At 42.4% G+C, this 23,759-nt stretch carries 25 protein-coding genes, 7 tRNA genes and 3 pseudogenes; 8 read left to right on the top strand and 27 right to left on the bottom strand.

All coding sequences use genetic code 11. The features are described from left to right. Nucleotides 1-131: 131 nt before the first annotated feature. From AADZ70_RS17485 to AADZ70_RS17465, 5 genes and pseudogenes are all read left to right on the top strand, one after another. Nucleotides 132-635, top strand: coding sequence for an Rrf2 family transcriptional regulator (locus tag AADZ70_RS17485; protein WP_342007390.1), 504 nt, complete (start codon nucleotides 132-134; stop codon nucleotides 633-635). A gap of 877 nt (nucleotides 636-1,512) precedes the next feature. Beyond that, a complete protein-coding gene (locus tag AADZ70_RS17480; RefSeq protein ID WP_198698396.1) occupies nucleotides 1,513-1,962 on the top strand; it encodes a hypothetical protein in 450 nt (149 codons plus the stop codon). 892 nt (nucleotides 1,963-2,854) lie between these two features. Continuing rightward, a complete protein-coding gene (locus AADZ70_RS17475; RefSeq protein ID WP_016937155.1) occupies nucleotides 2,855-4,576 on the top strand; it encodes a T7SS effector LXG polymorphic toxin in 1,722 nt (573 codons plus the stop codon). 10 nt (nucleotides 4,577-4,586) lie between these two features. Beyond that, entirely contained in the window at nucleotides 4,587-5,105 is a 519-nt protein-coding gene (locus tag AADZ70_RS17470) for a hypothetical protein (protein WP_342007389.1), read from the top strand. Nucleotides 5,106-5,113: 8 nt separating this feature from the next. Continuing rightward, a pseudogene (locus tag AADZ70_RS17465) lies at nucleotides 5,114-5,563 on the top strand (SMI1/KNR4 family protein). A gap of 281 nt (nucleotides 5,564-5,844) precedes the next feature. Here the strand turns inward: AADZ70_RS17465 and AADZ70_RS17460 are convergent. The 3 genes and pseudogenes from AADZ70_RS17460 to AADZ70_RS17450 form a co-directional block, all read right to left on the bottom strand. Further along, a pseudogene (locus tag AADZ70_RS17460) lies at nucleotides 5,845-7,019 on the bottom strand (Rap family tetratricopeptide repeat protein). A 340-nt stretch (nucleotides 7,020-7,359) separates the two neighbouring features. Then, nucleotides 7,360-7,827 (bottom strand): GNAT family N-acetyltransferase, encoded by a 468-nt coding sequence (locus AADZ70_RS17455; protein ID WP_064778176.1) that lies wholly within the window; start codon nucleotides 7,825-7,827, stop codon nucleotides 7,360-7,362. Between the two features lie 113 nt (nucleotides 7,828-7,940). Further along, nucleotides 7,941-8,122: pseudogene (locus tag AADZ70_RS17450) on the bottom strand (IS1595 family transposase); the annotation flags it as partial. A 297-nt stretch (nucleotides 8,123-8,419) separates the two neighbouring features. Here AADZ70_RS17450 and AADZ70_RS17445 point away from each other — a divergent pair. Continuing rightward, nucleotides 8,420-8,689, top strand: coding sequence for a tyrosine-type recombinase/integrase (locus AADZ70_RS17445; RefSeq protein WP_342007388.1), 270 nt, complete (start codon nucleotides 8,420-8,422; stop codon nucleotides 8,687-8,689). A 95-nt stretch (nucleotides 8,690-8,784) separates the two neighbouring features. On the opposite strand, the gene AADZ70_RS17440 is transcribed toward AADZ70_RS17445, so the two are convergent. The 8 genes from AADZ70_RS17440 to AADZ70_RS17405 all read right to left on the bottom strand — a co-directional run bounded on the left by AADZ70_RS17440 (nucleotide 8,785) and on the right by AADZ70_RS17405 (nucleotide 10,062). Continuing rightward, a tRNA-Leu gene (locus AADZ70_RS17440) sits at nucleotides 8,785-8,868 on the bottom strand. Between the two features lie 62 nt (nucleotides 8,869-8,930). Continuing rightward, nucleotides 8,931-9,012 (bottom strand) — tRNA-Leu (locus AADZ70_RS17435). An 8-nt stretch (nucleotides 9,013-9,020) separates the two neighbouring features. Continuing rightward, a tRNA-Lys gene (locus tag AADZ70_RS17430) sits at nucleotides 9,021-9,096 on the bottom strand. A gap of 33 nt (nucleotides 9,097-9,129) precedes the next feature. Continuing rightward, nucleotides 9,130-9,204, bottom strand: a tRNA-Gln gene (locus AADZ70_RS17425). Between the two features lie 11 nt (nucleotides 9,205-9,215). Then, a tRNA-Glu gene (locus tag AADZ70_RS17420) sits at nucleotides 9,216-9,290 on the bottom strand. A 19-nt stretch (nucleotides 9,291-9,309) separates the two neighbouring features. Further along, nucleotides 9,310-9,400 (bottom strand) — tRNA-Ser (locus tag AADZ70_RS17415). A 3-nt stretch (nucleotides 9,401-9,403) separates the two neighbouring features. Continuing rightward, nucleotides 9,404-9,478: transfer RNA gene (locus AADZ70_RS17410), tRNA-Asn, on the bottom strand. Nucleotides 9,479-9,612: 134 nt separating this feature from the next. Further along, complete coding sequence (locus AADZ70_RS17405; protein ID WP_049627932.1) at nucleotides 9,613-10,062, bottom strand: SprT family protein; 450 nt, start codon at nucleotides 10,060-10,062, stop codon at nucleotides 9,613-9,615. Between the two features lie 98 nt (nucleotides 10,063-10,160). Between AADZ70_RS17405 and cmpA the strand changes: the two genes are divergently transcribed. Next, on the top strand, nucleotides 10,161-10,274 hold the full coding sequence (gene cmpA, locus AADZ70_RS17400; RefSeq protein ID WP_003156164.1) for a cortex morphogenetic protein CmpA: 114 nt from the start codon (nucleotides 10,161-10,163) through the stop codon (nucleotides 10,272-10,274). A gap of 9 nt (nucleotides 10,275-10,283) precedes the next feature. Here cmpA and AADZ70_RS17395 read toward each other — a convergent pair whose 3' ends face one another. From AADZ70_RS17395 to acpS, 14 genes are all read right to left on the bottom strand, one after another. Further along, nucleotides 10,284-12,443: a Tex family protein gene (locus tag AADZ70_RS17395; RefSeq protein ID WP_342007387.1), complete on the bottom strand. Its 2,160-nt coding sequence runs from the start codon at nucleotides 12,441-12,443 to the stop codon at nucleotides 10,284-10,286. A gap of 72 nt (nucleotides 12,444-12,515) precedes the next feature. Continuing rightward, nucleotides 12,516-13,118 (bottom strand): PP2C family serine/threonine-protein phosphatase, encoded by a 603-nt coding sequence (locus tag AADZ70_RS17390; protein WP_049627930.1) that lies wholly within the window; start codon nucleotides 13,116-13,118, stop codon nucleotides 12,516-12,518. Further along, nucleotides 13,118-13,906 carry an RNA polymerase sigma factor SigB gene (gene sigB, locus AADZ70_RS17385; RefSeq protein WP_016937168.1) on the bottom strand — a complete coding sequence of 263 codons (789 nt, stop codon included), beginning with the start codon at nucleotides 13,904-13,906 and terminating at the stop codon, nucleotides 13,118-13,120. The genes AADZ70_RS17390 and sigB overlap by 1 nt, the downstream gene beginning before the upstream one ends. Then, nucleotides 13,872-14,354, bottom strand: a complete 483-nt coding sequence (rsbW, locus tag AADZ70_RS17380) for an anti-sigma B factor RsbW (RefSeq protein ID WP_003156173.1) — start codon at nucleotides 14,352-14,354, stop codon at nucleotides 13,872-13,874. Before rsbW ends, sigB begins: the two co-directional genes overlap by 35 nt. Next, a complete protein-coding gene (locus AADZ70_RS17375) occupies nucleotides 14,351-14,680 on the bottom strand; it encodes an anti-sigma factor antagonist (protein WP_016937169.1) in 330 nt (109 codons plus the stop codon). Before AADZ70_RS17375 ends, rsbW begins: the two co-directional genes overlap by 4 nt. A gap of 63 nt (nucleotides 14,681-14,743) precedes the next feature. Continuing rightward, complete coding sequence (locus AADZ70_RS17370; RefSeq protein WP_016937170.1) at nucleotides 14,744-15,751, bottom strand: PP2C family protein-serine/threonine phosphatase; 1,008 nt, start codon at nucleotides 15,749-15,751, stop codon at nucleotides 14,744-14,746. Between the two features lie 11 nt (nucleotides 15,752-15,762). Beyond that, nucleotides 15,763-16,164: an anti-sigma regulatory factor gene (locus AADZ70_RS17365; protein ID WP_003156178.1), complete on the bottom strand. Its 402-nt coding sequence runs from the start codon at nucleotides 16,162-16,164 to the stop codon at nucleotides 15,763-15,765. Nucleotides 16,165-16,166: 2 nt separating this feature from the next. Further along, the gene (gene rsbS / locus AADZ70_RS17360; RefSeq protein ID WP_003156180.1) at nucleotides 16,167-16,532 is read right to left on the bottom strand and encodes an RsbT antagonist protein RsbS; all 366 of its coding nucleotides are present in this window, start codon (nucleotides 16,530-16,532) and stop codon (nucleotides 16,167-16,169) included. 4 nt (nucleotides 16,533-16,536) lie between these two features. Further along, nucleotides 16,537-17,358, bottom strand: coding sequence for an STAS domain-containing protein (locus AADZ70_RS17355; protein ID WP_003156182.1), 822 nt, complete (start codon nucleotides 17,356-17,358; stop codon nucleotides 16,537-16,539). A 120-nt stretch (nucleotides 17,359-17,478) separates the two neighbouring features. After that, complete coding sequence (ndoA, locus tag AADZ70_RS17350; protein ID WP_003156187.1) at nucleotides 17,479-17,829, bottom strand: type II toxin-antitoxin system endoribonuclease NdoA; 351 nt, start codon at nucleotides 17,827-17,829, stop codon at nucleotides 17,479-17,481. A gap of 5 nt (nucleotides 17,830-17,834) precedes the next feature. Further along, nucleotides 17,835-18,116 (bottom strand): type II toxin-antitoxin system antitoxin EndoAI, encoded by a 282-nt coding sequence (endB, locus tag AADZ70_RS17345; protein WP_003156188.1) that lies wholly within the window; start codon nucleotides 18,114-18,116, stop codon nucleotides 17,835-17,837. A gap of 119 nt (nucleotides 18,117-18,235) precedes the next feature. Then, entirely contained in the window at nucleotides 18,236-19,405 is a 1,170-nt protein-coding gene (gene alr, locus AADZ70_RS17340) for an alanine racemase (protein WP_016937171.1), read from the bottom strand. Nucleotides 19,406-19,521: 116 nt separating this feature from the next. Continuing rightward, nucleotides 19,522-20,529 (bottom strand): outer membrane lipoprotein carrier protein LolA, encoded by a 1,008-nt coding sequence (locus tag AADZ70_RS17335; RefSeq protein ID WP_016937172.1) that lies wholly within the window; start codon nucleotides 20,527-20,529, stop codon nucleotides 19,522-19,524. 164 nt (nucleotides 20,530-20,693) lie between these two features. Further along, nucleotides 20,694-21,059, bottom strand: coding sequence for a holo-ACP synthase (acpS, locus tag AADZ70_RS17330; protein WP_342007386.1), 366 nt, complete (start codon nucleotides 21,057-21,059; stop codon nucleotides 20,694-20,696). A 92-nt stretch (nucleotides 21,060-21,151) separates the two neighbouring features. Between acpS and AADZ70_RS17325 the strand changes: the two genes are divergently transcribed. Further along, complete coding sequence (locus tag AADZ70_RS17325) at nucleotides 21,152-21,751, top strand: rhomboid family intramembrane serine protease (RefSeq protein ID WP_342007385.1); 600 nt, start codon at nucleotides 21,152-21,154, stop codon at nucleotides 21,749-21,751. On the opposite strand, the gene AADZ70_RS17320 is transcribed toward AADZ70_RS17325, so the two are convergent. Continuing rightward, nucleotides 21,748-23,214: a PH domain-containing protein gene (locus tag AADZ70_RS17320; protein WP_342007384.1), complete on the bottom strand. Its 1,467-nt coding sequence runs from the start codon at nucleotides 23,212-23,214 to the stop codon at nucleotides 21,748-21,750. The two genes, AADZ70_RS17325 and AADZ70_RS17320, sit on opposite strands and share 4 nt — an antisense overlap. After that, nucleotides 23,204-23,683 carry a PH domain-containing protein gene (locus AADZ70_RS17315; RefSeq protein ID WP_029575265.1) on the bottom strand — a complete coding sequence of 160 codons (480 nt, stop codon included), beginning with the start codon at nucleotides 23,681-23,683 and terminating at the stop codon, nucleotides 23,204-23,206. The genes AADZ70_RS17320 and AADZ70_RS17315 overlap by 11 nt, the downstream gene beginning before the upstream one ends. Nucleotides 23,684-23,759 lie beyond the last annotated feature (76 nt).

Raw genomic sequence — 23,759 nt, 5'->3', positions numbered from 1 at the left:
TAAACCCTGTATTTTTTTTTGTCAAACGGAACAAATAATATACCTAAAGAGGGTTTTATGATTGACTATCACCAAAAATACTCCTAAGATACAATGTGATAACCCTTAAAATCAAAAGCAGGTGAGTTGATATGCAGTATAGTGTTGGGGTTGAATATGCTTTACATTGCCTGGTTTATTTAATAGATGTTCCCTCCAAGGAAAGTGTCGGGATTCGGGACCTTGCAGAGTTCCAAGGACTTTCAGAAACATTTCTTTCAAAAGTTTTCGGTAAATTATCTAAAGCTGGTATTGTAAATTCTGTCCCTGGTGTAAAGGGAGGATATAGGTTAGCAAAAAACCCAGAAGATATTTCCTTTTGGGATGTAATAGAGGCTGTTGAAGGACCAAAACCCATTTTTCAATGTAAAAATATTGTAAGCAATGGTCTGCTCTATCGAGACAAATGCGACTCCTGTGAATCCAGCAATTCCTCTTGTACAATTAACTTGGTAATGCTTGAAGCAGAAGAACACATGCGTAAGTATCTTCGTAATAAAACGCTCGCATGGTTAAATAAAGAATTGGACGCAGTATTGCCTAAAAAAACCAGGATAGATACTCGGGAATACTTCATAAAAAAAAGCTCTGACTAAATTAATTAGTTAGAGCTTTTTTGTGCTTAAAGATGCCTTTAAATTACAAGTCATATTATGTTTTTTCGTTTCTCTTGCATAAGAAAGCGCAAATGTTTTACTTATATTAAAGACTGCATTAATCGTCGGTTTATATAGTCTCTTATAAACAAGAATAACAATCTTCTTATTTAACGGACTAATTTCAAAAAAGGAAGGAGAAATGTAAAATGAAAGCATGAATGACACTGTATCTTAGGCTCGCTTGAGGAATTAGCTTTTTATCTTCTGCAGCCGATCGATTCGGAATATGGGGGACACCTGGCAAGCCTAATGTCGTATGGGGAAATATTGAAAATCACACGGATGATGTTGCTGCCTTAACTCCTTTTATACCAGATGCTCTTGTACCGATAGCAGGATGGATAGCAACTATTTTTGAAACCATCTTAGGAATACTTTTGATCATTGGTTTGAAAACAAGCGTAATGTGGTCTCGCCCAATGGGTGTGATAGTTTTTTCTTTTGGTAGTATCTTGACTTGTCCGATTTTGTAATTCAGTGTAGATAGACAGAGTAAAAAAGAATACGTATTAATCTTGAATAGCACAAAAAACACTACCCTTTTCGTTACTTTAGAGAAAGGATAGTGTTTTTTCGTTTTGCGGGTATCGGAAAATCTTTGCTAGTAGCAGTACCTCAATAAGAAGATCGCAATTTCTACTTACCTAGCTATAAGACTTACATGTCTGATTTGGGATGTTTGGGGTACAAAAGTTGAGTTACAAACATTATCATTCAAAAGAATGTTTACTGTAATTATTTTACATGGTATTATTTGTATTACAAATACGAAATATGTATATATAATAAATGAAATTAAAAGGAGTGCTTGATCGTGAATCTTAAGTCCATTTTCAAAGGAGTATCATCGACTCTGATAGCTGGTGTAATTGTTGGGACTTATACTATGCCTGCTTTTGCGGAGTCGACTACAAGTGTATCGTCGAAAAATTATGCAGTTACAAGTGGAGTATTCAAAGCTCTAGACAGGGAGGTTTCAGAGGGCTCTGTTGATCAATCAAGCTGGAGTCGGGAGTTCGAATTAGATGAGAATGACGGAGCACAAGTAAACTTCTGGATTTCAAACAACGGAAGTAATGATATAAAAATATCAATTGATGGAAAAGTTTCAAGAACCATCGCACCAGGCAAGCAAGGCAACATTTCTGCCGAGGTTAAAAATGGTTGGTTTGGTTGGACATACAATTACACATTTACAGCTTCACCAACGGCTCAAGGTGGTACTGTTAAGATGGAATATAAAATTGCTCAAAGAAATAATTAACGAATTACGGAAAGGTAATCACTCATTACCTTTCCGTAATTTCATCATTTTTTTAGTTTTTTAAAAGATTCCTTACTTTCTATACTTTGGAGATAAATTCACTCCAGGCTTTTCATCTTCTCTTTTTCTAGAAATAAAAGGTTTTTGTGTTAAATCCTATATGATGCAAATCAAATCCATTAGTAATTACTTTTCTCCCTGCTCCTGCTTTTCCTGTTCTTTTCCCTCAATCCTATGAAATATTAACATGTCCTATATTTAAGGGTTATACAGCGCTCATTATCATTATTTACACCTTTTTTGATGTTTTTTCATATTTTCTGGACAGTAAATGGGAGTAAAGAAACCTTGACCCCCTCACGAAGATAAGCATAAAAAAAACGAAGGGAATCCTCCGTTTTTTTTATGCTCCAACTCGGTCGGCCGCTATTTTAAATCCTTCGTTTAAAGCCTCATCACCCACACACAAAGTGGGAAAATGCTAAAAAGCTACTTAACACCATTACTGACCTACTATAAATAAGTGGACAGTAACAGATGAATGTCTATAAACAAAAAATACCAAGGGTATCTAAACCCTTGGTATCATTGAGATGCGGCCGAGAGGACTTGAACCTCCACGGGTTATTCACCCACTAGGTCCTCAACATTGTGAATCCGTATCACTGGTTATGAAAGCTTGTTTTCATTACACTTTCTACACCACATTACATCATTTCTATAGGTTTGAATGAATTATGGTTAATAATTGGCGAGTAAAAAACACCCTTAATTCCCCACTTCTCCAAATCTCATTACGTTCAATTCATTACCTCTTCTTCAACATTTTTTTCGAACTTCACATCCTATCCATGGTAATATTTAGATATAAACTTGCTGAAAGGATTGGACAATGAAGGTATTTGAAGCAAGGTCTTTGTTATCTGAAGCTGAAAACCGAGCAAAAGATTATAAAGAATTGAAAAATCAAATGATTAATTTGAAAAAAGCATTTAAGGCTGTTGCTGATCTTGATGATAGTGAGTTCTCTGGGAAGGGAGCAAACAATATTAAAGCATTTTTTCACGATCACACCGGTGTGGCTGATCAATGGATTGATTTCATTGATATGAAAATCGCTTTCCTTACTAGTATCTCCGGTATTCTGGAAGATGCCAGCCTATCAGATGCATATATCGAAGAATCCTTCTTAGAACACGAATTGGCAAACGCATATAGAAAATCACAAGCAATGATGTCCGAGCAGAAGAAAGCAATGAAAGATATCCTGATTGATATTGATGACATTCTTCCACTTGATTTATTTTCAACAGAGACTTTTAAGGATGAGCTCTCTTCCGCCGAAAACAAACGGAAAAAGACTATTGATAAAATAGACGATGTGGACGAACACTTAAAAACTGAATATGCAATGACTGAACCTAACGAACAATTTATTAAAGCAGACTTTCAAAAGTTACAGGAATCAACAGGTAAGGGCAAAAACGCTTCACCCATACATTATAATGCCAAGGCTTATCGCGAGAGTGACATACATAAGAAAAAAGGCGATATCGAAAAGCAATCTAAAGCTTATTTAAAGATCAAAAAAGAAGAAGCTAAAAAACGTGAAATTAAAGATTTGAAAAAACAGCTTGTAAATGTAACAGATCCTGACGAGTATTTAAAAATTGCTGAAAAAATTGGATACGAGAATTTGGAGCCTGACCAAAAAGTTTATTTCCGCCAGCTCGAAGAACTTCAACAAAAAGCCGATATCGGAAAAGGTATTGCAGTTGGAATGTATGAAGCCGGTAAAGATACCGTGATGGGTCTCTATCAACTTGCAATGCACCCTATTGAAACGCTTTCTGGAACGGTGAACGCCTTCTTACATCCAATCGATACTTATAAGATCATAGCAAAAGACATAGAAGACACTTTCCAACGTGATATGATTAATGGAGATAGCTACAGCAGGGCAAAATGGGTGTCCTATGTCGGCAGCACTGTTGTTCTTGCAATAGCTGGTCCGAAGGGTATTGATAAAGTATCCAAAGTTGCAAAAGCCGGTTCAAAAGTTGCTGCAATTAAGACGCTCGAAGTTTCAAAAGCAGGAATAAAAAAAGGTATTGAATACGTTAAAATACCAAATGTTTTTGAACAACAATATGCAATGGCTGGCGGTTCAGGAACTTTTCCTTTCAACACAATTGATGGACAGAGTTATAAAAACTCTGCACTTGAAGTTTTTAAGAACCAGTCTGCTACACATGGTATAAAAAAAGCAAAGCCGCATGAAGTTGTAAACGAATTAGAGACTTTTCAAAGCAGAAAATACATTTTTGGAGGACAGTCATTTCTCATTGATAAACGTGGAATGAAGCATATTTTAGAGCGCCATCATCCTAGTTTATGGGATGGTTCAGTTAAGTCTCGTCAATCTTTTCTCAATAAAGAGATGACTGTTAGCGATGTTGCAGATGCGATAGAATCAATCATGAAACAAAACCGTGAAGAGTTAGTACAAAAAGGAACAAAATTCAGTTATCAAATTAGAGGAACGTATAAGGGTCAGCAATATGTTGTAGGCTTTCAAAAAGGAAGAGTAGGTCAATTCTATCCGGAAAAATAGGAGAGGTAAAATGTTTTATATTCAATCATTAATTCTTAGGCCAAATAAGAAGATAAACGATCTTTCAATCTTAAAAAATAATATTGACGATTACTTTGTTCCACTTAGCAATATAGAGGGATTAAAGAACATAAAACCACAGTTAGACTCTTACTATTTATCTGGGGCGATTATTTTAAAATATGGTGAACAAGATTTGCTTGATGCCACGATGTGGGACCTGATTGACCAATTGTGGGCTTATTTTTTAAATCTAATTGAAGAAGCTATTGAAACAGGAAAAAGCGAAACTTATTTTCCAGATCAACCCCTTCTATTGAAAATGAAATCAATATCGAATGATATGTTGTTATTTGAAATTGACCAAAAACAAAAAGTATTACTGCCGAAACTTGATTTTTTTGAATCACTCTTAAAGAATGCGAGAAGTTTCTTTGAAACTATGATTTCTGTTTTAGAAGAAAACTGTGATTATGAGTACGAACTCAATAAGATCGATGAATTGCAAACCAAAATTAAATGTATGTGAGGTTAAATGTGAATTACTCTAGAGTGAAAAAATTCTTTGATGAGAATAAAGAATATTCAATTCTTACTGGAGGCGTTACTGATAAACAAATTAAAGAGATAGAAGAAGACCTCAAAGCAACCCTCCCAGAAAGTTATAAATGGTTTTTGAAAGAGTATGGTTCTGGTGGTGCATACTGAACAATGATCCTTGGTTATGGCGCTGAAGTTGTAGAGCAAACAAAAGAATACAGAACATTTTACGATCTTATACCAGGTCTTGTTGTTATTGAGTATATTGATGAATTCTCTTATTGTCTTGATACAAACAGGATGGTAGATGGAGAGTGTCCAGTTATTCTTTGGGATAACCATGAAGGATGTGGCTTTACTGCTGCAAATACCTTTCTTGAATTTTTTCTTCAGCGATTAGAAAAAGGTAAAGAGGACTTAGACGAAGATCAGGATTGGGAAGATTAATCTTTGCAATTATCAAAATAAAGGTATCTTCGGAATTGAATAATTACATCAAAAAAAACCATACCAGAACATATTGGTATGGTTTTCTTAGATAGGTTCCAATAGAGTAATCAAAAGGGATAACAAGTAGTGAGAATGAACTGTCCCTTTTGTTATGGAATCTGCTCTGTCTACAAATTTGTTTTTTTGATCTAACTCACTAAGCACCTACTCTGTCATCAGCAACGTGAAAAGGAGCTTTGATAACAGGGACATCATTTGTTAAAATCACTCCTGCAATGCTACCGAATAAAATGACTGTAAACAAAGTCCGGCTGATTTTCATTAATAATCTCCCCTTTTTTTATTTTTCGTCTTGCTTCAATACTCAGTCGATAATACTCATTGGAACGTGATAAATCCCCTTCTTCATAAAAATAATCCGCTACTCTAATTGCAAAATTTTCAATGTCTCCGAACATTCTTTTTTCATTCAGATACGAAAAGGCCTCTTCAATTAAAGAATATTCATCATCACGAAAATAAAGTCCTTCTATAATCTTAAACTTTGCTTCATATTCTGAATCTCCGTATTTCTTTGCGACAGATTGCCCCTTTTTTAAATAAAGTAAGGCTTCAGCCAGAGCTTTCTGTTTCGTTTTAACATTTACAATATTGAACAATGTTTTTGTCAAAAAGACGTGTTCAGTCTTTTCAAAAAATTCTAATGACGTTTGTAAATACTCAGCTGCTTTATCATATTCACCTATATAATCATAACAAATACCAATATTCATCGAGACATACCAATCAAGTAATCCACTCCAACTGATTCAGCTATACGCAATGTGTCTCTAAACACATCTAGTGCTCTTTCATAATCCAAAGAGTCAATTAAATTACCAGCAATTATATTTTGACATCTTATGGTTTGAACTGCATACGCATCGTACTGTTTGAAAATTTTAAGCGCCCGATTGGCATAATTTAAAGAAAAATAAGTTTGTTTCATATAGTAATACACATGGGCGACTTTGAAGAAGAACTCCGCCCTTTCAATTTCATCTTCCACCTCAAACAACTTTTTCTCCGCGATTCGATAAGCACTTATTGCTGTAGTCAGTTCTTTCCTTCTAAATTCATACATCCCCATAAAGAAATAAAAATAATACTCCAACATACCGGTTAATTGACCTTGGGATTCAATTTCCCTTAGCGTCTCATATGCATTTTCCAAGCTATCCATATTCTTTGACTTCATATAGCTCAACATGATTTCATGTCTGAATTCTAGCAGCTGATAATATAATAGAGCATCTTGATTTTCTTCCATATTAGCTAGTTCAGCTTCAGCTTCCACTTTAATTCTTTCTGCTTCTTCAACCAAATCACTCTTTATCGCCATGTACCAAGCATTTAGTTTTTTTGTCACCAAATCATATGGAATTTTGCTTCTCTTTAAAAAACCCTGCTGCAAGAAAGCTCCCCCATCTCCACTAAATTGTTGTAATATTTAGATTAATTGTATTATGGCAGATCGAACATTTCTTGACAGATTTTAAACATAAAAAAAGAGCAGACTTCTATGTCTGCTCCAAATCCTTACCAATCCAATCCGTCAATATCAGCATAGACACCAGGATAATTAGGAAGAAAACGCAAGTTTGCTCCTTTAAATGTCATGCTATTCCCATATAACTTAATCCTCTTATTCTCACCCGTAAAATGACCCTTAACATATTTGGTTCCCCATACCATATCTCCCATTATCCCCTTTCTACAACAGCATATTTGATACCTGTATTGTTATGTTATTTTTATAACTTTAAACTCATAATGTACTGCTCACCGATTATGCCCATTTTTCTAATTCCTGTATCTTGAAACCCAACTTTTAGATACAGTTTTTGAGCAGCTATATTTTTATGATTAACAGCTAAAACAATTTCATTACAGTCGGGGAATTCCTCAGCAACGAATTTCCTTAGTAATAACAAAGCTTGCTTAGCGTAGCCTTTTCCTTGTTTGACTTGATTAATTGATAATGCTGTTAGCAACATAGCCTGCGGGTTATCCGAATAGTCCTTCACTTCGTCAGTTGCGTGTAATAAAAAAAACCCAACTGGTTCTCTATCATTAAGTATAACAATCCGATACTGTCCTTCTGTTACTTCTTTATAATTGCCCGGTAACGAAGTAAATTGAACTTGCACTTTAGGAAGTTCAAAAGAATCCAAAATATCACTATATTCTTCCGAAAAGTATACTAACTCAGTTTTATTCATTTGTCATTCCCCCTTAATTTCATAATACAATAAGAACTTACGTTTTGTGAATTGAAGTAAATAGAAGATAATTCTTTCACTAAACTGCCCGTTAGTTGATAAAAGAAATAACCTTAAACAGTAAACTTAGATAATCTAAGTGTATTATACGTTTCTATATTTGGAATTAAATTCTCTTTTTTATCATATCGTTCACCGTAACTTCATTTCTCTGATGATGGATGCTTTCTAATACTTGAAATCACGCCCACGCAAGGTAATTGTTCAGATATTTGGTCGCCACACCGTTAAAACGCAGACATAAAGTCTACTCATTCAAAGTGTTTTATACTACTGATTATTTAACAGGAATGCGTTTAGGTGAGATTTTAGCTCTAAATGGAAAGACTTAGACAATTTTAGAAGAGAAATCAATGTATACAAAGCAATAACGTACATCAACCAAGATACATTATTACTCCGCCAAAGACCAAAAACTCCATTCGCAGAATAAGTATCAACTCAAAACTTATAGCACTGCTAGATCAGTGGAAGCAAACCAAAAAGAAATTTTTTTGATGGATTAGGAATTAAACAAACAGAGGAATCCTATATGTTTCAGTACAAAGATAGACCGCCTACAAAGGATATTTTCAGCAGAAAAATAAAACAGATATGTCAAAGAGGAAATGTGGAGGCTATCCGTTTCCATGACTTGAAGCATTCACATGTAGCTTTGCTTATCCATCAAGGGGAAGGTTATTTAGTAATAAAAGAACGATTAGGACATAGTTCTGTTTCTTTTACTATGAATACTTACGGACACCTCTTCCTAATAAACAGAAGGAAACTGCCGACCGTTTGGACGACTTACTTTAAGTAACTGGTGAGTTTTGGTGAGCAAGTCCTTTTTCAAGGCCGTATTTTCAGCATAAAAAAATAATACCAAAGGTGGTTAAACCCTTGGTATCATTGAGATGCGGCCGAGAGGACTTGAACCTCCACGGGTTATTCACCCACTAGGCCCTCAACCTAGCGCGTCTGCCATTCCGCCACGACCGCGTGTTATGAAGCTGTTTTTCCACTAAGCATGTAAGCTAGTGATCAGCACTTTGAAAATAAAGTGCGGGTGAAGGGACTCGAACCCCCACGTCGTAAGACACTAGATCCTAAGTCTAGCGCGTCTGCCAATTCCGCCACACCCGCGTGACAAGTGGTGAGCCATGAAGGACTCGAACCTTCGACCCTCTGATTAAAAGTCAGATGCTCTACCAACTGAGCTAATGGCTCGCTCTAAAAGTGATTCAAAATTTTAAAATAAAATGGCTGGGCTAGCTGGATTCGAACCAACGCATGACGGAGTCAAAGTCCGTTGCCTTACCGCTTGGCTATAGCCCAACGAAGGTAAATGGTGACCCGTACGGGATTCGAACCCGTGTTACCGCCGTGAAAGGGCGGTGTCTTAACCGCTTGACCAACGGGCCGTCTGGTTGAGAACTTATCTGGCGGAGAAGGAGGGATTTGAACCCTCGCGCCGCTTACGCGACCTACACCCTTAGCAGGGGCGCCTCTTCAGCCACTTGAGTACTTCTCCATATGGCTCCACAGGCAGGATTCGAACCTGCGACCGATCGGTTAACAGCCGATAGCTCTACCACTGAGCTACTGTGGAATAATCAGACTTTCTTCATTATAAATGATGCGACATATTGTGTCAAGAAGCAACATTTATTTTTTGAGAAAGTGTCGTTGTCTCTCAACGACTTTTATAATTTAACATAGAACATTAAAATGAGTCAAGCCTTTTTAAAAAATTCTTTTGATTTTTCCTCTGCACTTTCCGCAGGCATATCTTTCCGGATTCATTGCCCGCTTCTTTATATACTGTTGGCCGCAGGCTGTGCATCTATACATATATGTTTTCTTTTGTGTCTTTTTTGTTTGGAGCGGCGTGCAGAATCTCGGCGCTCCGACTTTCTGAAGCAGGTCTCTGAAGTCTTTGTCTCTGTGCTTGTACCCTTTTCCTTCAAGGTGAAGGTGATAATGGCAAAGCTCGTGTTTGATGATGCCTACAAGCTCGCTCCGGCCGTGTTCGAGCAGATATTTGCGGTTTAATTCGATGTTATGGGAAGACAGCATGTACCGGCCGCCTGTCGTTTTCAGCCGGTCATTGAAAAAGGCCCGGTGACGGAACGGCTTCCCGAAATCCTGTGCAGAGATGTCTTCCGTCAGCTTTTGAAGTTGTTCGTTATCCATATGTGCACCCCGCTTAAAAACATCGAACGGGACAATTTACCGTTCGCATACAATATGTTAAAACCGCCCTCTAACTAAAAGCTGAGGAGGAATGAGCCATGCCGAATTGGCTGATGAAACAAATGCAAAAAGCGTTTTTAGAAAAGGACAATTATCAAATCAAACTGCTGAACCAGTGCTGGTATTTCTACAGAAAAAAACACTGCTCGTAAGCAGTGCTTTTATTTTACCATAGACAGCGACACTCTGCCCTTTTGCACGTCCACCCCTTCGACCCATACGGTGACAATGTCTCCGACCGATACGATGTCGAGAGGATGTTTGACGAACTGATTGCTCAGTTTTGAGATATGCACAAGCCCGTCTTGCTTGACGCCGATATCGACGAAAGCGCCGAAATCCACAACGTTGCGGACGGTGCCCTGCAATTCCATTCCTTCCTTTAAATCCTCAAGCTGCAGAACGTCTTTTTTCAGCAAAGGCTTCGGCACTTCGTCACGGGGATCGCGTTCCGGCCTTGTCAGCTGTCCGCAAATATCTGCAAGCGTAATTTCCCCTATACCGAGCTCCTCAGCCGTCTCAGACAGCGGCAGTGCGCTGATTTTCTCTTTTACGTCCGCGCTTCCGATCTGATCTGCAGTGAGCTGCAGTTTTTTGAGCAGCGCCTTTGTCTCTTTATAGCTTTCCGGGTGTATCCCGGTGCGGTCAAGCGGCTCCTGGCCTCCGGGCACTCTCAAGAAGCCGATGCATTGTTCATATGTTTTTGCGCCGAGGCGCGGGATTCCTTTCAGCTCTTTACGATTTGTAAATTTGCCGAGTTCTTCCCTTTTTTTGACGATATTGCCGGCGACGGTTTTGGATAATCCGGCTACATATTGAAGCAGCGCGGCGGATGCTGTGTTGACATTTACCCCGACTTGGTTGACGACGGTTTCTACGACAAAACGGAGAGATTCGTTTAATTGCTTTTGGCTGACATCATGCTGGTATTGCCCGACACCGACGGATTTAGGATCAATTTTTACAAGCTCGGCCAGCGGATCCTGCAATCTCCGCGCGATGGAGACGGCGCTGCGCTCTTCGACTTGAAAATCCGGAAATTCCTCACGGGCGATTTCTGACGCGGAATACACGCTTGCTCCGGCCTCATTGACGATGACGTAATAAATGTCCCGCTCTGTTTCTTTTAACACATCAACGACGAATTGCTCTGTCTCCCTTGATGCCGTGCCGTTTCCGATCGCCACAACCTCGACTTCGTACCGGTCCAGCAATTCTTTGATTTTTTTCCGGGCTTCCGCTGTCTTTTTGACGGGAGCGTGCGGATAAATGACGTCGATTTTCAGTACTTTTCCCGTCTCGTCAACGACTGCCAGTTTGCATCCCGTACGGAAGGCCGGATCGACGCCGAGCACGACTTTTCCCTTCATCGGCGGCTGCAGCAGGAGCTTACGCAGGTTTTCAGCGAAAATATGGATCGCCTGCGCGTCTGCTTTTTCTGACAGCTCTTTGCGGATGTCACGCTCAATAGCCGGCTGAATCAGGCGTTTGTAACTGTCCTCAATGGCATCTTTCAGCGTTTCTTTCACAGGCGTTTCACGGTGTTTGATGATTTGCTTTTCTAAATAAGCTTTTATCTGATCGGCGGGCGGTTCGATCGCAATCTTTAAAATGCCTTCTTTTTCACCGCGGTTCATCGCGAGCACTCTGTGAGGAACGACCTTTTGGATCGGCTCTTCGTACTCATAGTACATTTCATAGACGTTTTTCTCATCGTCTGCGGCTGACTTGCCTGCCGCGGATGTGAGAATTCCTTTTTTATACGTTTCCTGGCGGATCCACTTTCTGAAATGAGGATCATCCGAGATTTGTTCGGCTATGATGTGCTTCGCGCCTTCAATGGCTTCTTCCCTTGTGGCGACTTCCTTTTCTGCATTGATATATTGATCAGCGGTTTCTTGAAGGCGGTTGTCTTTCGGGAGTGAAAGAATATAGTCCGCAAGCGGTTCAAGCCCTTTGCTTTTGGCGACGGTCGCTTTTGTTTTCCGTTTTTGTTTGAAGGGACGGTATAAATCCTCGACTTCCTGAAGCTTGGCCGCTTGTTCGATTTTTTGCTTCAGTCCGTCCGTCAGCTTGTCCTGTTCGGCGATCAATCTGATGACTTCTTCTTTCCGCTGCGTCAGGTTTTGTATGTACTGCCACCGCTCGGAGATTGCCTGAATCTGCACCTCGTCCATTGAGCCGGTCTGCTCTTTTCGGTACCGCGCAATAAACGGAACGGTATTGCCGTCTTCAAGCAGGCGGATGACACTTTCGACATGTTTTTGGGATAACGCTGTTTCTTCAGCAATTTGTTTTTTCAAAAGGGCTAATGTTTCCATCTCACCAAAGCCTCCATCTCTTCATTCTTTCTCTAGTGTATCAAAAAACGGCGGAACATAAAAAAAGCAGCCTTACGATAAAAGCTGCCCGAGAATATAGGTCAAATCATCACGTCTGGATGTTGTGTACGGATGAATTGATTTTGATATATCTTCTATTGAGTGTCCCTGCTTTAAGCAGGTGCGGATATGCGGAACCTCCAGCCCATCCGTGTAGATGATGAATGTCGCCCCTTTTTCGTATGATGACGTATACGTTTTGTATTTTTGCGGTTTGCCTGAGAGGTAACCCGAAATCGGGAGCGGATGAAAGACTTCGCCTGATGGGGAGTGCAGAAAGAAACGGACATTCCCGATCGAACAGTATGTCAGTTCTCTTTTGGTGAAATTGATTTTTAAGATGGAGGCAGTCGCCCCTCTTTTGTTTTTCATCGCTTGGTTACAGCGCTCAATGATGCTTTCCACATCCTCATCCGCATACGTTTCCACGATGTCTTTAATAGCTGAGGAGGATTCGTTGGCAAGGGATCCGCTGCCGAGACCGTCGGCTACCGCGCAAACCAATTCCTCTTCATCCGCCTTCATGAAAAAGCTGTCCCCGCATATGGACTTGCCTTCTTTATTTAATTGGTATACAAGAGTTTGAACATGTTCGTTTTCTTCAACCTGAATCATTACATTAGCTCCATGGAGGGATCTCCAATCAAGGCCTCTCTCAGTTTTTTCACCGCTTTCCGCTGAAGGCGCGAGACGTGCATTTGAGATATTCCGAGAATGTCCCCTGTTTCTTTTTGGCTTTTATTTTGCACAAATGTTAGATCGATAATCTGTTTTTCGCGGTCAGACAGCACATGAAGCACGCTTTGGATCATCATCTGCTGGTTGACGCGTTCGTATCCTTCCTCGTGCGAACCGACGATATCAAGGATCGTGACGGTGCTTCCGTCTGCATCCGCTTCGATGCTGTGATCGACAGAAAGCGCCTGATAGCTTTTTCCCATCTCCATCGTTTCAAGCACTTCCTCTTCTGACACATCGAGAAAGGCTGCGATTTCTTCGACTTTCGGCGACCGCTGTGTCTCTGTCGTCAGCTGATCCACCGCCATTTTAATGCGCGGCCCGAGTTCTTTAATCCGTCTCGGGACGTGTACGCTCCATGTTTTATCTCGGAGGAAGCGTTTGATCTCGCCGATAATGGTAGGAATCGCAAATGCCTCAAAGGATTTGCCGACCTCCGGATCATAGCGTTTAATGGCGCCGAGAAGCCCGATCATCCCGACCTGGCGGAGATCCTCGTGAAAGCTTTTTCCTTTTGAATATTTCTTTGCCAGCATTTCGACGAGATTGGTATACACCTCGACGAGTGTCTCCTGGGCTTTTTTATTATCATGTATTTGAAAGTCGCGTATGAGCCGATCAACTTCATCTTTAGTTAGTTTCGTAGTTTTTGATGGTTGTGCCATGATCAACTCGCTCCCCATTTAAATACTTTGTCATCGCCACGGTTACGCCAGAGTTGCTTTGAACTTTGACTTCATCCATGAGCGTTTCCATTAAATATAGACCGAGTCCTCCTTCTGACAATTGATCGACTGTGTGCGAAGGCGTGTACGGCCCGAGATCCTGCTGCTTCTGATCAAAATCAAAGCTGTCTCCCTGATCGGCGACAATGACCTCCAGCCGATCCTCAAACACACCGAACCGCACGGATACTTCTCCCTTGTTTTCATCTTTGTATGCATGCTGGACAGCGTTTGTACAAGCTTCGCTGACAGCAATTTTCAAATCTTCAATGTCATCGTAGGTATAGCCCATTCTGCTGGCGACACCTGATAATGTAAGCCTGACGATCCCTACGTATTCCGGTTCGGCCGGAATTTTCATCTCAATATAATCAACTGATGTACTCATTGCACGCCACCTTCTGACTTTGCCGAAATGTCGATGATATCCTTAAGCCCCGTAATTTCAAACAGACGGACGAGCCGATCGGAAAGATTCTCAAGCTTCAAAGAACCGCCTTCCTTGCTCACCGTTTTAAACACGCCTACAAAAACGCCTAAACCCGTACTGTCCATATAGTTTACATCTTTTAAGCAGATTCTCATGTTTTTCCCCTCGTTTGCCAAGGGCATCAGCTTTTCACGAACCACCGGAGCTGAGTATACATCGATTTCTCCAGCGATATTGATTTGTATATCTGAAAGATTCTCCTTCATATCTACCGTTAAATTCATCGTATCACCTCTGAAAGTTATCCTTACTCGTGCTAATGGCTTTTTACCCGTGCTGCCGTCTTGTTAAACCTTTCTTTTCAAAACTATTAACGTAAAATCGTCATGAAGCTGAAAGTCCTGGAGTCTCAGCAGGCTGTCGTAAATATTTTTGACCATATCCTGCGCCGAGCATTCCATATGTTCTTCCAGCATGCGCTGAATGTCGCTGCGCTCCAAGAAACCGTTTTCCGTACGGCATTCGGTGACGCCGTCAGAAAAAAGAACGATCATGTCTCCTTCGTCCATGTGCTGTTCGTATTGGCTGTAATCAAAATCCTGAGAAATTCCCAGCACCAATCCTTTTGCCTCCAGATCATAAAACTTCTTTTCTTTTTCAGAGTAGTAGAAGCCCGGTTCATGCCCCGCAGAAGCATACGTAAATTGGTGATTTTTCGTATTGTAGTTTGCGTAAAACATGGTGATAAACATGCTTGAGTCCACATTCTGTTCTACAACGCGGTTAAGGTTTTTCAACACTTGGGAGGGGTGAATGCCGATCTCTGGAAGAGAGTCCATGGCATACTTGATCATCGACATGCACAATGCGGCGGGGATTCCTTTTCCGATGACATCGGCTATCGCGATGTTAATCGATTCCTTGTCTTTGACAAAGTGATAATAGTCCCCGCTCATCTGCTTGGCGGGAACGCTGATCGCCCCGATATCCAGCTCTTCTTCTTCAGGAATTTTTGTGCCCAGCAGCGTCTGCTGGACATTTGCGGCAATTTCAATTTCTGAACGAAGCTCCTGCTGGATATCTCTCAGACTTTGATGTTCCTGATAAGCCATCCCGTAGCCAATCATGACTTCTATTAAAAAATCCAGCGAATGAAAAACATCTTCCGGCAGATCCGGATACAGTTCCTTTATTACTTTTCGGTGGATGCTGATAATTTCCTCCGGAGGAACCTGATGTTCAATCGTTTTTCGGCTGAATTTTTGGGCTTGATATAAAGATGTTTCTGTTAATTCGGCTATATATCGGCTAAGCAGCTGATGGTACCGCTGCTCTATAACCTCCCTGAAATCCACGTTCTAACCTCCTACCGAAGCCATTTCACGGCTTGAATCTCTGTTCCTTCCTCTGCAACAGATTGCAGGCTGAATTCATCCATCAGCCTTTTGACGCCCGGAAGCCCCGCTCCCAGTCCGCCAGACGTTGAAAAGCCGTCTTCCATCACTTTACGGATGTCGGGGATTCCGGGTCCTTTGTCTTCTGCTATGATTTTAAGGCCTTTTTTACCTCTGTCGTTTACTTGTTCTATGCTGACCTGGCCCTTGCCGGCATATAAGTAGATATTTCTGGCCAATTCTGAGATAGCCGTCGTGATTCTGGCCTGGTCCACCGTGCCGAAGCCTAATTCCTTCGCAACGTTGCGGCCAAGCTGTCTGGCGGCTACGATATCCCATTCTGTCATGATTTTCACACAGGATTGGTCGTTCATCGCTATTCCCCCAATTCCCGCTTCAATGTCTCAAGCCCTTGCTCTAAGTCGAGCGCTGTTTCGATTTCCTCAAGTGAGATTCCGAGTTCAATCAATGTGACCGCCACAGCCGGCTGAATTCCCGTCAACACGACTTTTGCGCCCATTAATTTTGACATGGTAATGACATCGCCGAGCACTTTCGCGATAAATGAATCGATCATATCAACGGATGTCAGGTCGATGACGACCCCGTTCGCGCCGGTTTCATAGATTTTGTTCAGCAGGTCTTCTTGAAAATGCAAAGCAGTCTGATCGTCAAGTTCCCATTGAATGGATACCAATAAGCAGTTATACAGTTTCAAGATCGGGATTTTTGGATGTCTCACAATGTTATTCCCCCAATGAAACGATTTTTCGATTTGTCATTTCAAGCGCTGTTTGAATTCCTTTTTGAAGGGTATTCTTCGTAATAACCTGTGACAAATCAATTCCCAGATTAACGATCGTCTGCGCGATTTCCGGACGGATTCCGACGAGCAGGCATTTCGCGCCGACAAGCCGCACCGCTTCCGATGCCTGGATAATATGGTGCGCCACCATCGTATCAACGACCGGCACGCCCGTAATATCAATCAATACAACCTGTGAACGGTGCTTCACGACGCCGTTTAACAGATTTTCCATAATGTGCTTTGCACGCTCCGTATCAATCGTCCCGACAAGCGGCATGACCGTTACATGCTCAAATACCGGGATCAGCGGAGCCGACAGTTCCTGAAGCGCGATTTTTTGCAAAGTAACTGTTTTTTCCCAGGAGATAGAATACTGATTTAAGATTTCCGTGTTGATCGGATTGAAAAAGCTGTCTATTTCCAAAATCAAATCCGCTCTGTCCTGATCGGCCATATTAAGGTCGACCATCGTTTCGTAAAGCAGTTTCCAAAACTCTGACAGGGTGGCTGAAAGAAGTTTCAGTGACAGGCCGAGCTGAACGGCGCGCAGTGCGAGTTCACTGATCTGCTCTTCGGTAGCCTCGTCATTTTTAGTCGATAATAAAAGAATGTCTATATAATCTTTACAAATATTTTCACATATGTGATTCGTAAGCTGATAGTCTTCCTGATTGCCTACTTCTTTTAGTTTGGCTGTCCAAGTATCAAGCAGTTCATCATGCTGATCAATAATGAACTGATACACTTTCTGATTCGACATGGGTTTCACTGACCTCCCGACACAAAACAACAAATTTTGTTTGATTATCTCTTTATTATAGCGCTTATGTTTTTCGAAAACAAAAAAAGTTGCTCTTTATGAGCAACCAGAAAAATATGACTAAAAATCAATGAGTGCCAAACTGATTTGCAGGGCTTCATCAACCTTATCCATCATTTCATCATCCAGATGAGTTATTTTATCCGTTAATCTTTGCTTGTCAATCGTCCGAATTTGCTCCAGCAAAATAACGGAATCTCTTTCAAAACCGTAGCGTTTTGCATCAATTTCGACGTGGGTTGGTAATTTCGCTTTCTGTATTTGGGCTGTTATGGCTGCAACAATAGCAGTCGGGCTAAAGCGATTTCCGATATCATTCTGGATCACTAAAACCGGGCGTACGCCGCCTTGCTCTGAGCCAACAACAGGAGATAAATCAGCAAAATAAACATCGCCGCGCTTTACAATCAAAATGATTATCCTCCGCTGACTAAGCGCTCAACGGTCGTTTCTGCTTCGCACTCAGCATAGTGAGCCTCAGAAGAAATGTTCAAGTTGATTTTCGCCATTTCCATATACCCGCGTCTCATCAAATCACGGTTGTGGCGAGTTGTCCGTTCGCTGACATACGCTCTCACTGCTTGTGATATCAGTTCGTTTCTGCTTCGTTTCTCCCGCATCGCTACACCATCCAATTCAGCTACTAAGTTTTCAGGCAAGCTGATTTTCATTTCGGTTCTTGCGCTGGATTCAGACAAAAAACATACACCTCCACCAAACTTACGGATACGACCAATTCATCCATCCAGACATAATGATACCATTATTCAAACGTCAAGCAAAGCTGTTTTATAAATTCTCTTTTTCCGGATGACGGCTACTTGCTTGTATTTTCTTGCAGTAAAGGATTTCTTACTTCCATTATACTCTCATTTTCCAAAAACATACGGGGAACGCGGGAACTAATGGTACAAGGGACCTCGTAATTAATCGTCTCAAGCCGCCCGGCGATTTCGTCCATCGTGATCGTTTCTTCTTTCTGGCTGCCGATCAGGGTGACTTTGGTGCCCGGCGGATAAGATTGGTCTAATTCGACCATCAATTGATCCATGCAGATCCTTCCGGCAATGTTCATCCGTCTGCCGCCGATCAGCACAGCCGTGCCGCTCAGCTTGCGGAGCCATCCGTCTGCATAGCCGATGGGAACGGTTCCGATCCATTGATCCTTCTCTGCCGTATATGTTGCACCGTAGCTGACGCTTTCCCCTTTGCGGATTTTTTTCACATGGGATAAAACAGAGTGCAGTGCAAAAGCCGGCTTTAATTGAAACGGAATTTCGTTTTGGATGTCAGCGGAAGGACGGAGCCCGTACATACTGATGCCGAAACGAACCGCGTTAAAGAAGCCTTTTTTAAGACGAAGTCCGGCAGCGCTGTTCGCGCAGTGAACCATCAATTCTTTTAAAGGAAGCGGAGCGATCAATTTTTTAAAGCGTTCAAATTGGAAGAGGAAATAATCTCTGTTTTTTTCATCCGCGGTTGCAAAATGGGTGAATACGCCTTTACAGACTAAACCGGGATTTTGGCCGAGGATTTTTAACACGCTTTGGATTTCTTCCTCCGTTTTGACTCCGAGTCTGTTCATGCCGGTATCGACTTTCAGGTGAAACGGCACTGTTTCACTTCCGAGGTGGCGCGCAGCTTCCTGAAGCCATTCAACAGAATATCCCGTCAGTGTGACGTCATATTCGGCAGCGGCTTGTACATATTCAGGGGGCACGGCGCCAAGGACGAGAATCGGCGCTGTAATGCCCCGTTTTCTCAAGGAGATCGCCTCATCCAGTATCGCTACGGCAAGACACGAGGCACCCGCTTCAAGCGCGGCTTTCCCGACTTCCAAATCTCCGTGGCCGTAAGCGTTCGCCTTTACAACCGCCATGAGATGGACGTTTTCGCCGATGTGTTTTTTCATATGTGTGACATTTTCTTTAATCGCAGACAGGTTGATTTCCGCCCACGTTTCTCTGTAAAAGGATGCTGTGTTCACTCGATACACTTCCTAGCATTATTTTCAAACCATATTGTTATTATCATACTAAAATTATTCTGCAAAGTGAAATGGAATCAAAAAAAGAGGCCGGCAGCGGCGGCCTCTTTTTGACGTTATTTTGAAGACTGTCCCTGCATGCTTTTGGCGGCGGCCACCATTTCGTCTTTAGTAAGATCCTTCGATGACAGGAGGTAATCCACTCCGTCATATGTCCACGTTAAAGACGTATCGGATAGTGCGGCGACCGTGAAGCCGAGATTAACCGGTTCGCCTTTCAGCGTGACGGCAGAGGCTGCTTTTGCGATTTGGGCTTTTTCTTGAATGAGGGTGAATGATTTTTCCCCGCCGTATGTCATGACGACCCGTTTGCCGTCCGCGGTTGAAATATCTTTCTCTTCAAGCTTTTTGACGCCGGCCGGCACTTGAAGCGGTGTTTTGACGGCAAATGAATCAGACGGCTTGGCGCTTGTGGCGACGTCCATCTGGGAAAGCGTCATGTTTTTCTTCTCGTCAAAAGAGTCTTTGTCAAACGGTTTGTTGAATTCAAAGCTTTTGAATTCGACTTTCACCATCACTTTCCGGTCTGTATCCATGACTTTGACGAGCGACGGGCTCATGTCCTTTTTGTTGAAAGTGATTTCTTGCGTCGGCAGCATTTTGTTATGCTGATAGTTTGTTTTTGTTTCAAACGTGTACTTTTTATCTTTGGCGGAATAGACGGCGTCTTTGTCATTTTGCACGTCTTTTACAAGTGACTCAAACAAATATACTTGGCTGCTGTTATTCGGCCAGTCGCTTTGGAAGCGGAAGCTCTTATTTAAAGACGGCGTGAGGACAAAGACTCCGTTGGCGTTCCGTAAAATGACTTGATTTTGGTCTTTTTTCGGATTTTCCAGATAGACCCGGTACAGGGAAGGTTTTTTATGCCAGATTTCCACATTGTATACTTGCGGATCACTCCCCGTTTCAATGGTCATTTTGGCTTTTGCTTTGTACGAGGTATATTCTTTCGCCTTCTTATCTAAACCGGTCACGATATCTTCCTGTGATTTTTGGCCGCAGGCCGAAAGAATAAGGACGGCAAGCAGTCCCGTTAAAAGCAAAACAAAGCTTTTTCTCACCTTTTTCCAACCCCTTCTTCTCAATTGATGTAAAGGGAAGAAATCGCTTGTTTGACTTTAACGGTACGCCCTGAACGGCCGGACGCGTACCATAAAAGCCTCAAACAACTTGTCTCCCTTAATGCACTATCAAATATATGAAGGGGTTTCGGCTAATATGCAGACTAGCGTGACAACCTTTCAATCACGACCTGCGCCGCGGCGTATTCTTTTGTATGGGTAATAGAGACGTGAATTGCCGCGCCGTCAAGCTTGGCGCAGGTCAGCACTGGCTTTCCGGCCGTGTCCTTTCCGGTTTCAATATCCTGAAAGCTGAGCTCTTTGCCGATACCCGTGCCGTACGCTTTCGAAAAGGCTTCTTTTGCCGCGAATCTTCCCGCGAGAAATTCAATTTTCCTTTTGTCCGACAGCTGTGTAAAACGGACGTATTCACCGTCCGTCAATATTCTTTGCGGAAATCTCGTCTGCCGGCTGAGCATGTTTTCAATTCTGTGCAGTTCAACGATGTCGATTCCGATTCCGAAAATCATGTGAATTCCTCCTAAAAGTCCGTACTAAAAAACGGTTTGTGTCATAAACGTGTTACTATATATGTAACAAATCAAGTGCAAAGGGGCTTGCGATGTTTATACGAACGGAAAATTTCCAGACTTTTATCAGACGTTATCCCGCCGTCAGCTGTATTTTGGCGCTTCAGGCGTTTTTATGGCTGTTTTTCAGCCTGCCGCTTCATTCCGTCATGATGTGGTCAGATGCAGTGACCGGCTATAATTACGGTGTTTTCGAGGGAGAATGGTGGCGGCTGGTGACACCAATGTTTTTACACGCGAATTTCACCCATCTCCTGTTTAACTCCATGTCTCTGTTTTTATTCGCGCCCCCGCTTGAGCAGATGCTCGGAAAAGTCCGTTTTCTGATTGTGTACATCGCGTCAGGCATCATCGGCAATATCGGCACGTATCTTGTCGAGCCGCTTAATTATGTGCATGTCGGCGCATCAGGGGCGATCTTCGGACTTTTCGGCGTGTATGTGTTTCTGACTGTCTTCCGGAAAGAGCTGATCGGCCGGGACCAGTCAAAAATGATTATGACGCTGCTTGTCATCGCGGTGCTGTCGACCTTTATCAATTCTAATATTAACATTATGGCGCATTTGTTCGGACTGGCAGGCGGATTTTTGCTTTCTTTTTTATGCGTGCAGCAAAAAAAGCGGCGGTATTAACCGTCCGCTTTTTTATATGAATACCAACGCCCGATGCGTTCGGCATCTTCCTCACTGACATCCTTCAGCATGACATGCTCCATGTGGTGAGCTGATTTCACTGCGGTAGCCACGGATGCGAGCCGTCTTCTTTTTTGCAGAATAGACCGGCTGACTTCCAGCATCTGCATTCTTCTTCTCAGCATAATCGTGGTCGTCTTCCCGATCAGCCTCGTGGTGATCTGAAGCCTGCCGCCGTTTATGCACCATGACGCTGTCCTAAACGAGGCATATCCAAGCACCAGTTCGGCAGGAAGCACAAGCAGCGATGCATATCCCCACGGTTTAAACAGAATACAAAGCGGGATGATCACGAAAACCGAAAAGATAACGGATCGGAATAAATACCGCCGCAGCGCCCTTTTCGGCAAATGATTCCGGTTTTCTTCCAGCACGTAATCCGGTGTGAAACCGTTCAGCATCACACCGAGCTTTGATCTGCGAATGATCGGAAACAGAATCGTTTGAGCGCCTTCTTTCTCATTCCCCGCCCTGCCTGCACTGACAATCGCAACCGTCGCGTATCCGAATAGCTGTCTGATGACATTTTCTTTAATTTTAATGGCCTGAATTTTACGGAGCGGGATCGTCACTTGATGCTTTTCAATAATTCCTCGTGTAATGACCAATTCGTGTTCCTTTTTCTCTATTTTGAAGTTGGCATGCTTGATCATCATACCGGCGATGCTTAACAGCCAGGCGATGAACAATCCTATGAAAATGATCACGGCGTAAATGCCAATGCTCGCATGCTTGAGAAAAGAGAACCTGTCATAGAGCCAGTCCATCGGAAATACTTCATCAATCTGAGAAAAGAGGGCGAATACCGCTGAGATGATGACACCGATTCCCCCGGATGTTGAAGCCGCCATAAGCAGCTCGCCTAAAGACAGCCGGTAGACGGATTGTACATCACCCCTAGGCATCGGCTCCTGCTCCGCCGCTGTCTCTCGGTGTTCTTCCAGCTCGGCTTTTTGCTGAAAAACCGCCGCTCTGATCCGTTCCGCCTCTTCCACGGTAATGGCGGATAAGACGGCCTCGGCATTTTTTCCGTCGCCGGCCGTTTCGATTTGCAGCTTAACCAGCTTAAAAAGCTGCTGAATGACGCCTGCACTCGTATTCATTGATTGAATCCGGTCAATGGAGATGTATCTTTTTTTTGTAAAAAATAAGCCTTCTTCTATTCTGAATTCCCCGTCTTCAATGCGATATGTAAACTTTCTCCATTCGATCACGCTTGCTGCAATCAGCCAGATAAGCAAAACGGCGAGCGCAATGCCTCCGTAAAAGCGGATGAAATGGTTGGAATTAACAATATAGACAAGAAAAAATGGCAGAATAATGTTTTTAATGGTTTCGATAATAATATGGAATAAGTTCAAAATCACGGCCGCCGGGTGCAGACGTTTCGGCTCAGACATCATCTTCCGTCACCCTTGCCAGACGGGAAATGGAATCCCTCAGCCGGTCAGCTTCCTCCATATCAAGCGCCGGAATGGAATGAACGGTCGCCGCCGTGGAGATTTTGACTGAGGCCAGGCGGTATCTTCTGAGAAGCGGGCCTTGTGAAGTATCTACGTGCTGCACCCTCACCATCGGCACAATGACCCGTTTGACAATAAAAATGCCGGATTGAATATCTATTTCATTTTCATGGACTTCATAGCGCCAGATCCTGTGCCTGATTTTCGGTATGGCATAGATGGATATCACTGAGCCGATGATCCAAATGATGCCGAGGACTCCGGTGATCCAATACGGCCAATGGAAAAAATGGCTTAAAACAGCTGCTGCTATAACGGCCAGAAGACAAACGGCGGACAGGATGATTTCCTGAAGACGCCAGACTTTTAAGCCGCTTGGACTGATTCGATTTTTTGGCTGTGCTCTCAACATACCTACCTCCCATTTTTTATCATACATACAAATACGGCTGATTTGCAAAAAAGATTCACTTTCCGGCATATCA

The sequence above is a fragment of the Bacillus sp. YBsi01 genome, assembly GCF_038406745.1.
GTDB classification, from domain to species: domain Bacteria; phylum Bacillota; class Bacilli; order Bacillales; family Bacillaceae; genus Bacillus; species Bacillus siamensis.
This window is presented reverse-complemented; position numbering and strand designations above follow the sequence as displayed.

What these genes read in the sequence shown, in the direction of transcription:
- AADZ70_RS17470 (WP_342007389.1), top strand. Translation starts at nt 4,587, where the DNA reads ATGTTTTATATTCAATCATTAATTCTTAGGCCAAATAAGAAGATAAAC.
- AADZ70_RS17475 (WP_016937155.1), top strand. Translation starts at nt 2,855, where the DNA reads ATGAAGGTATTTGAAGCAAGGTCTTTGTTATCTGAAGCTGAAAACCGA.
- rsbW (WP_003156173.1), bottom strand. Translation starts at nt 14,354, where the DNA reads ATGAGTACATCAGTTGATTATATTGAGATGAAAATTCCGGCCGAACCG.
- AADZ70_RS17375 (WP_016937169.1), bottom strand. Translation starts at nt 14,680, where the DNA reads ATGAATTTAACGGTAGATATGAAGGAGAATCTTTCAGATATACAAATC.
- acpS (WP_342007386.1), bottom strand. Translation starts at nt 21,059, where the DNA reads ATGATTTTCGGAATCGGAATCGACATCGTTGAACTGCACAGAATTGAA.
- AADZ70_RS17365 (WP_003156178.1), bottom strand. Translation starts at nt 16,164, where the DNA reads ATGAACGACCAATCCTGTGTGAAAATCATGACAGAATGGGATATCGTA.
- AADZ70_RS17485 (WP_342007390.1), top strand. Translation starts at nt 132, where the DNA reads ATGCAGTATAGTGTTGGGGTTGAATATGCTTTACATTGCCTGGTTTAT.
- AADZ70_RS17320 (WP_342007384.1), bottom strand. Translation starts at nt 23,214, where the DNA reads ATGATGTCTGAGCCGAAACGTCTGCACCCGGCGGCCGTGATTTTGAAC.
- sigB (WP_016937168.1), bottom strand. Translation starts at nt 13,906, where the DNA reads ATGGCACAACCATCAAAAACTACGAAACTAACTAAAGATGAAGTTGAT.
- AADZ70_RS17445 (WP_342007388.1), top strand. Translation starts at nt 8,420, where the DNA reads ATGTTTCAGTACAAAGATAGACCGCCTACAAAGGATATTTTCAGCAGA.
- AADZ70_RS17405 (WP_049627932.1), bottom strand. Translation starts at nt 10,062, where the DNA reads ATGGATAACGAACAACTTCAAAAGCTGACGGAAGACATCTCTGCACAG.
- AADZ70_RS17390 (WP_049627930.1), bottom strand. Translation starts at nt 13,118, where the DNA reads ATGATTCAGGTTGAAGAAAACGAACATGTTCAAACTCTTGTATACCAA.
- AADZ70_RS17355 (WP_003156182.1), bottom strand. Translation starts at nt 17,358, where the DNA reads ATGTCGAATCAGAAAGTGTATCAGTTCATTATTGATCAGCATGATGAA.
- AADZ70_RS17455 (WP_064778176.1), bottom strand. Translation starts at nt 7,827, where the DNA reads ATGAATAAAACTGAGTTAGTATACTTTTCGGAAGAATATAGTGATATT.
- cmpA (WP_003156164.1), top strand. Translation starts at nt 10,161, where the DNA reads ATGCCGAATTGGCTGATGAAACAAATGCAAAAAGCGTTTTTAGAAAAG.
- AADZ70_RS17325 (WP_342007385.1), top strand. Translation starts at nt 21,152, where the DNA reads ATGTTTATACGAACGGAAAATTTCCAGACTTTTATCAGACGTTATCCC.
- AADZ70_RS17395 (WP_342007387.1), bottom strand. Translation starts at nt 12,443, where the DNA reads ATGGAAACATTAGCCCTTTTGAAAAAACAAATTGCTGAAGAAACAGCG.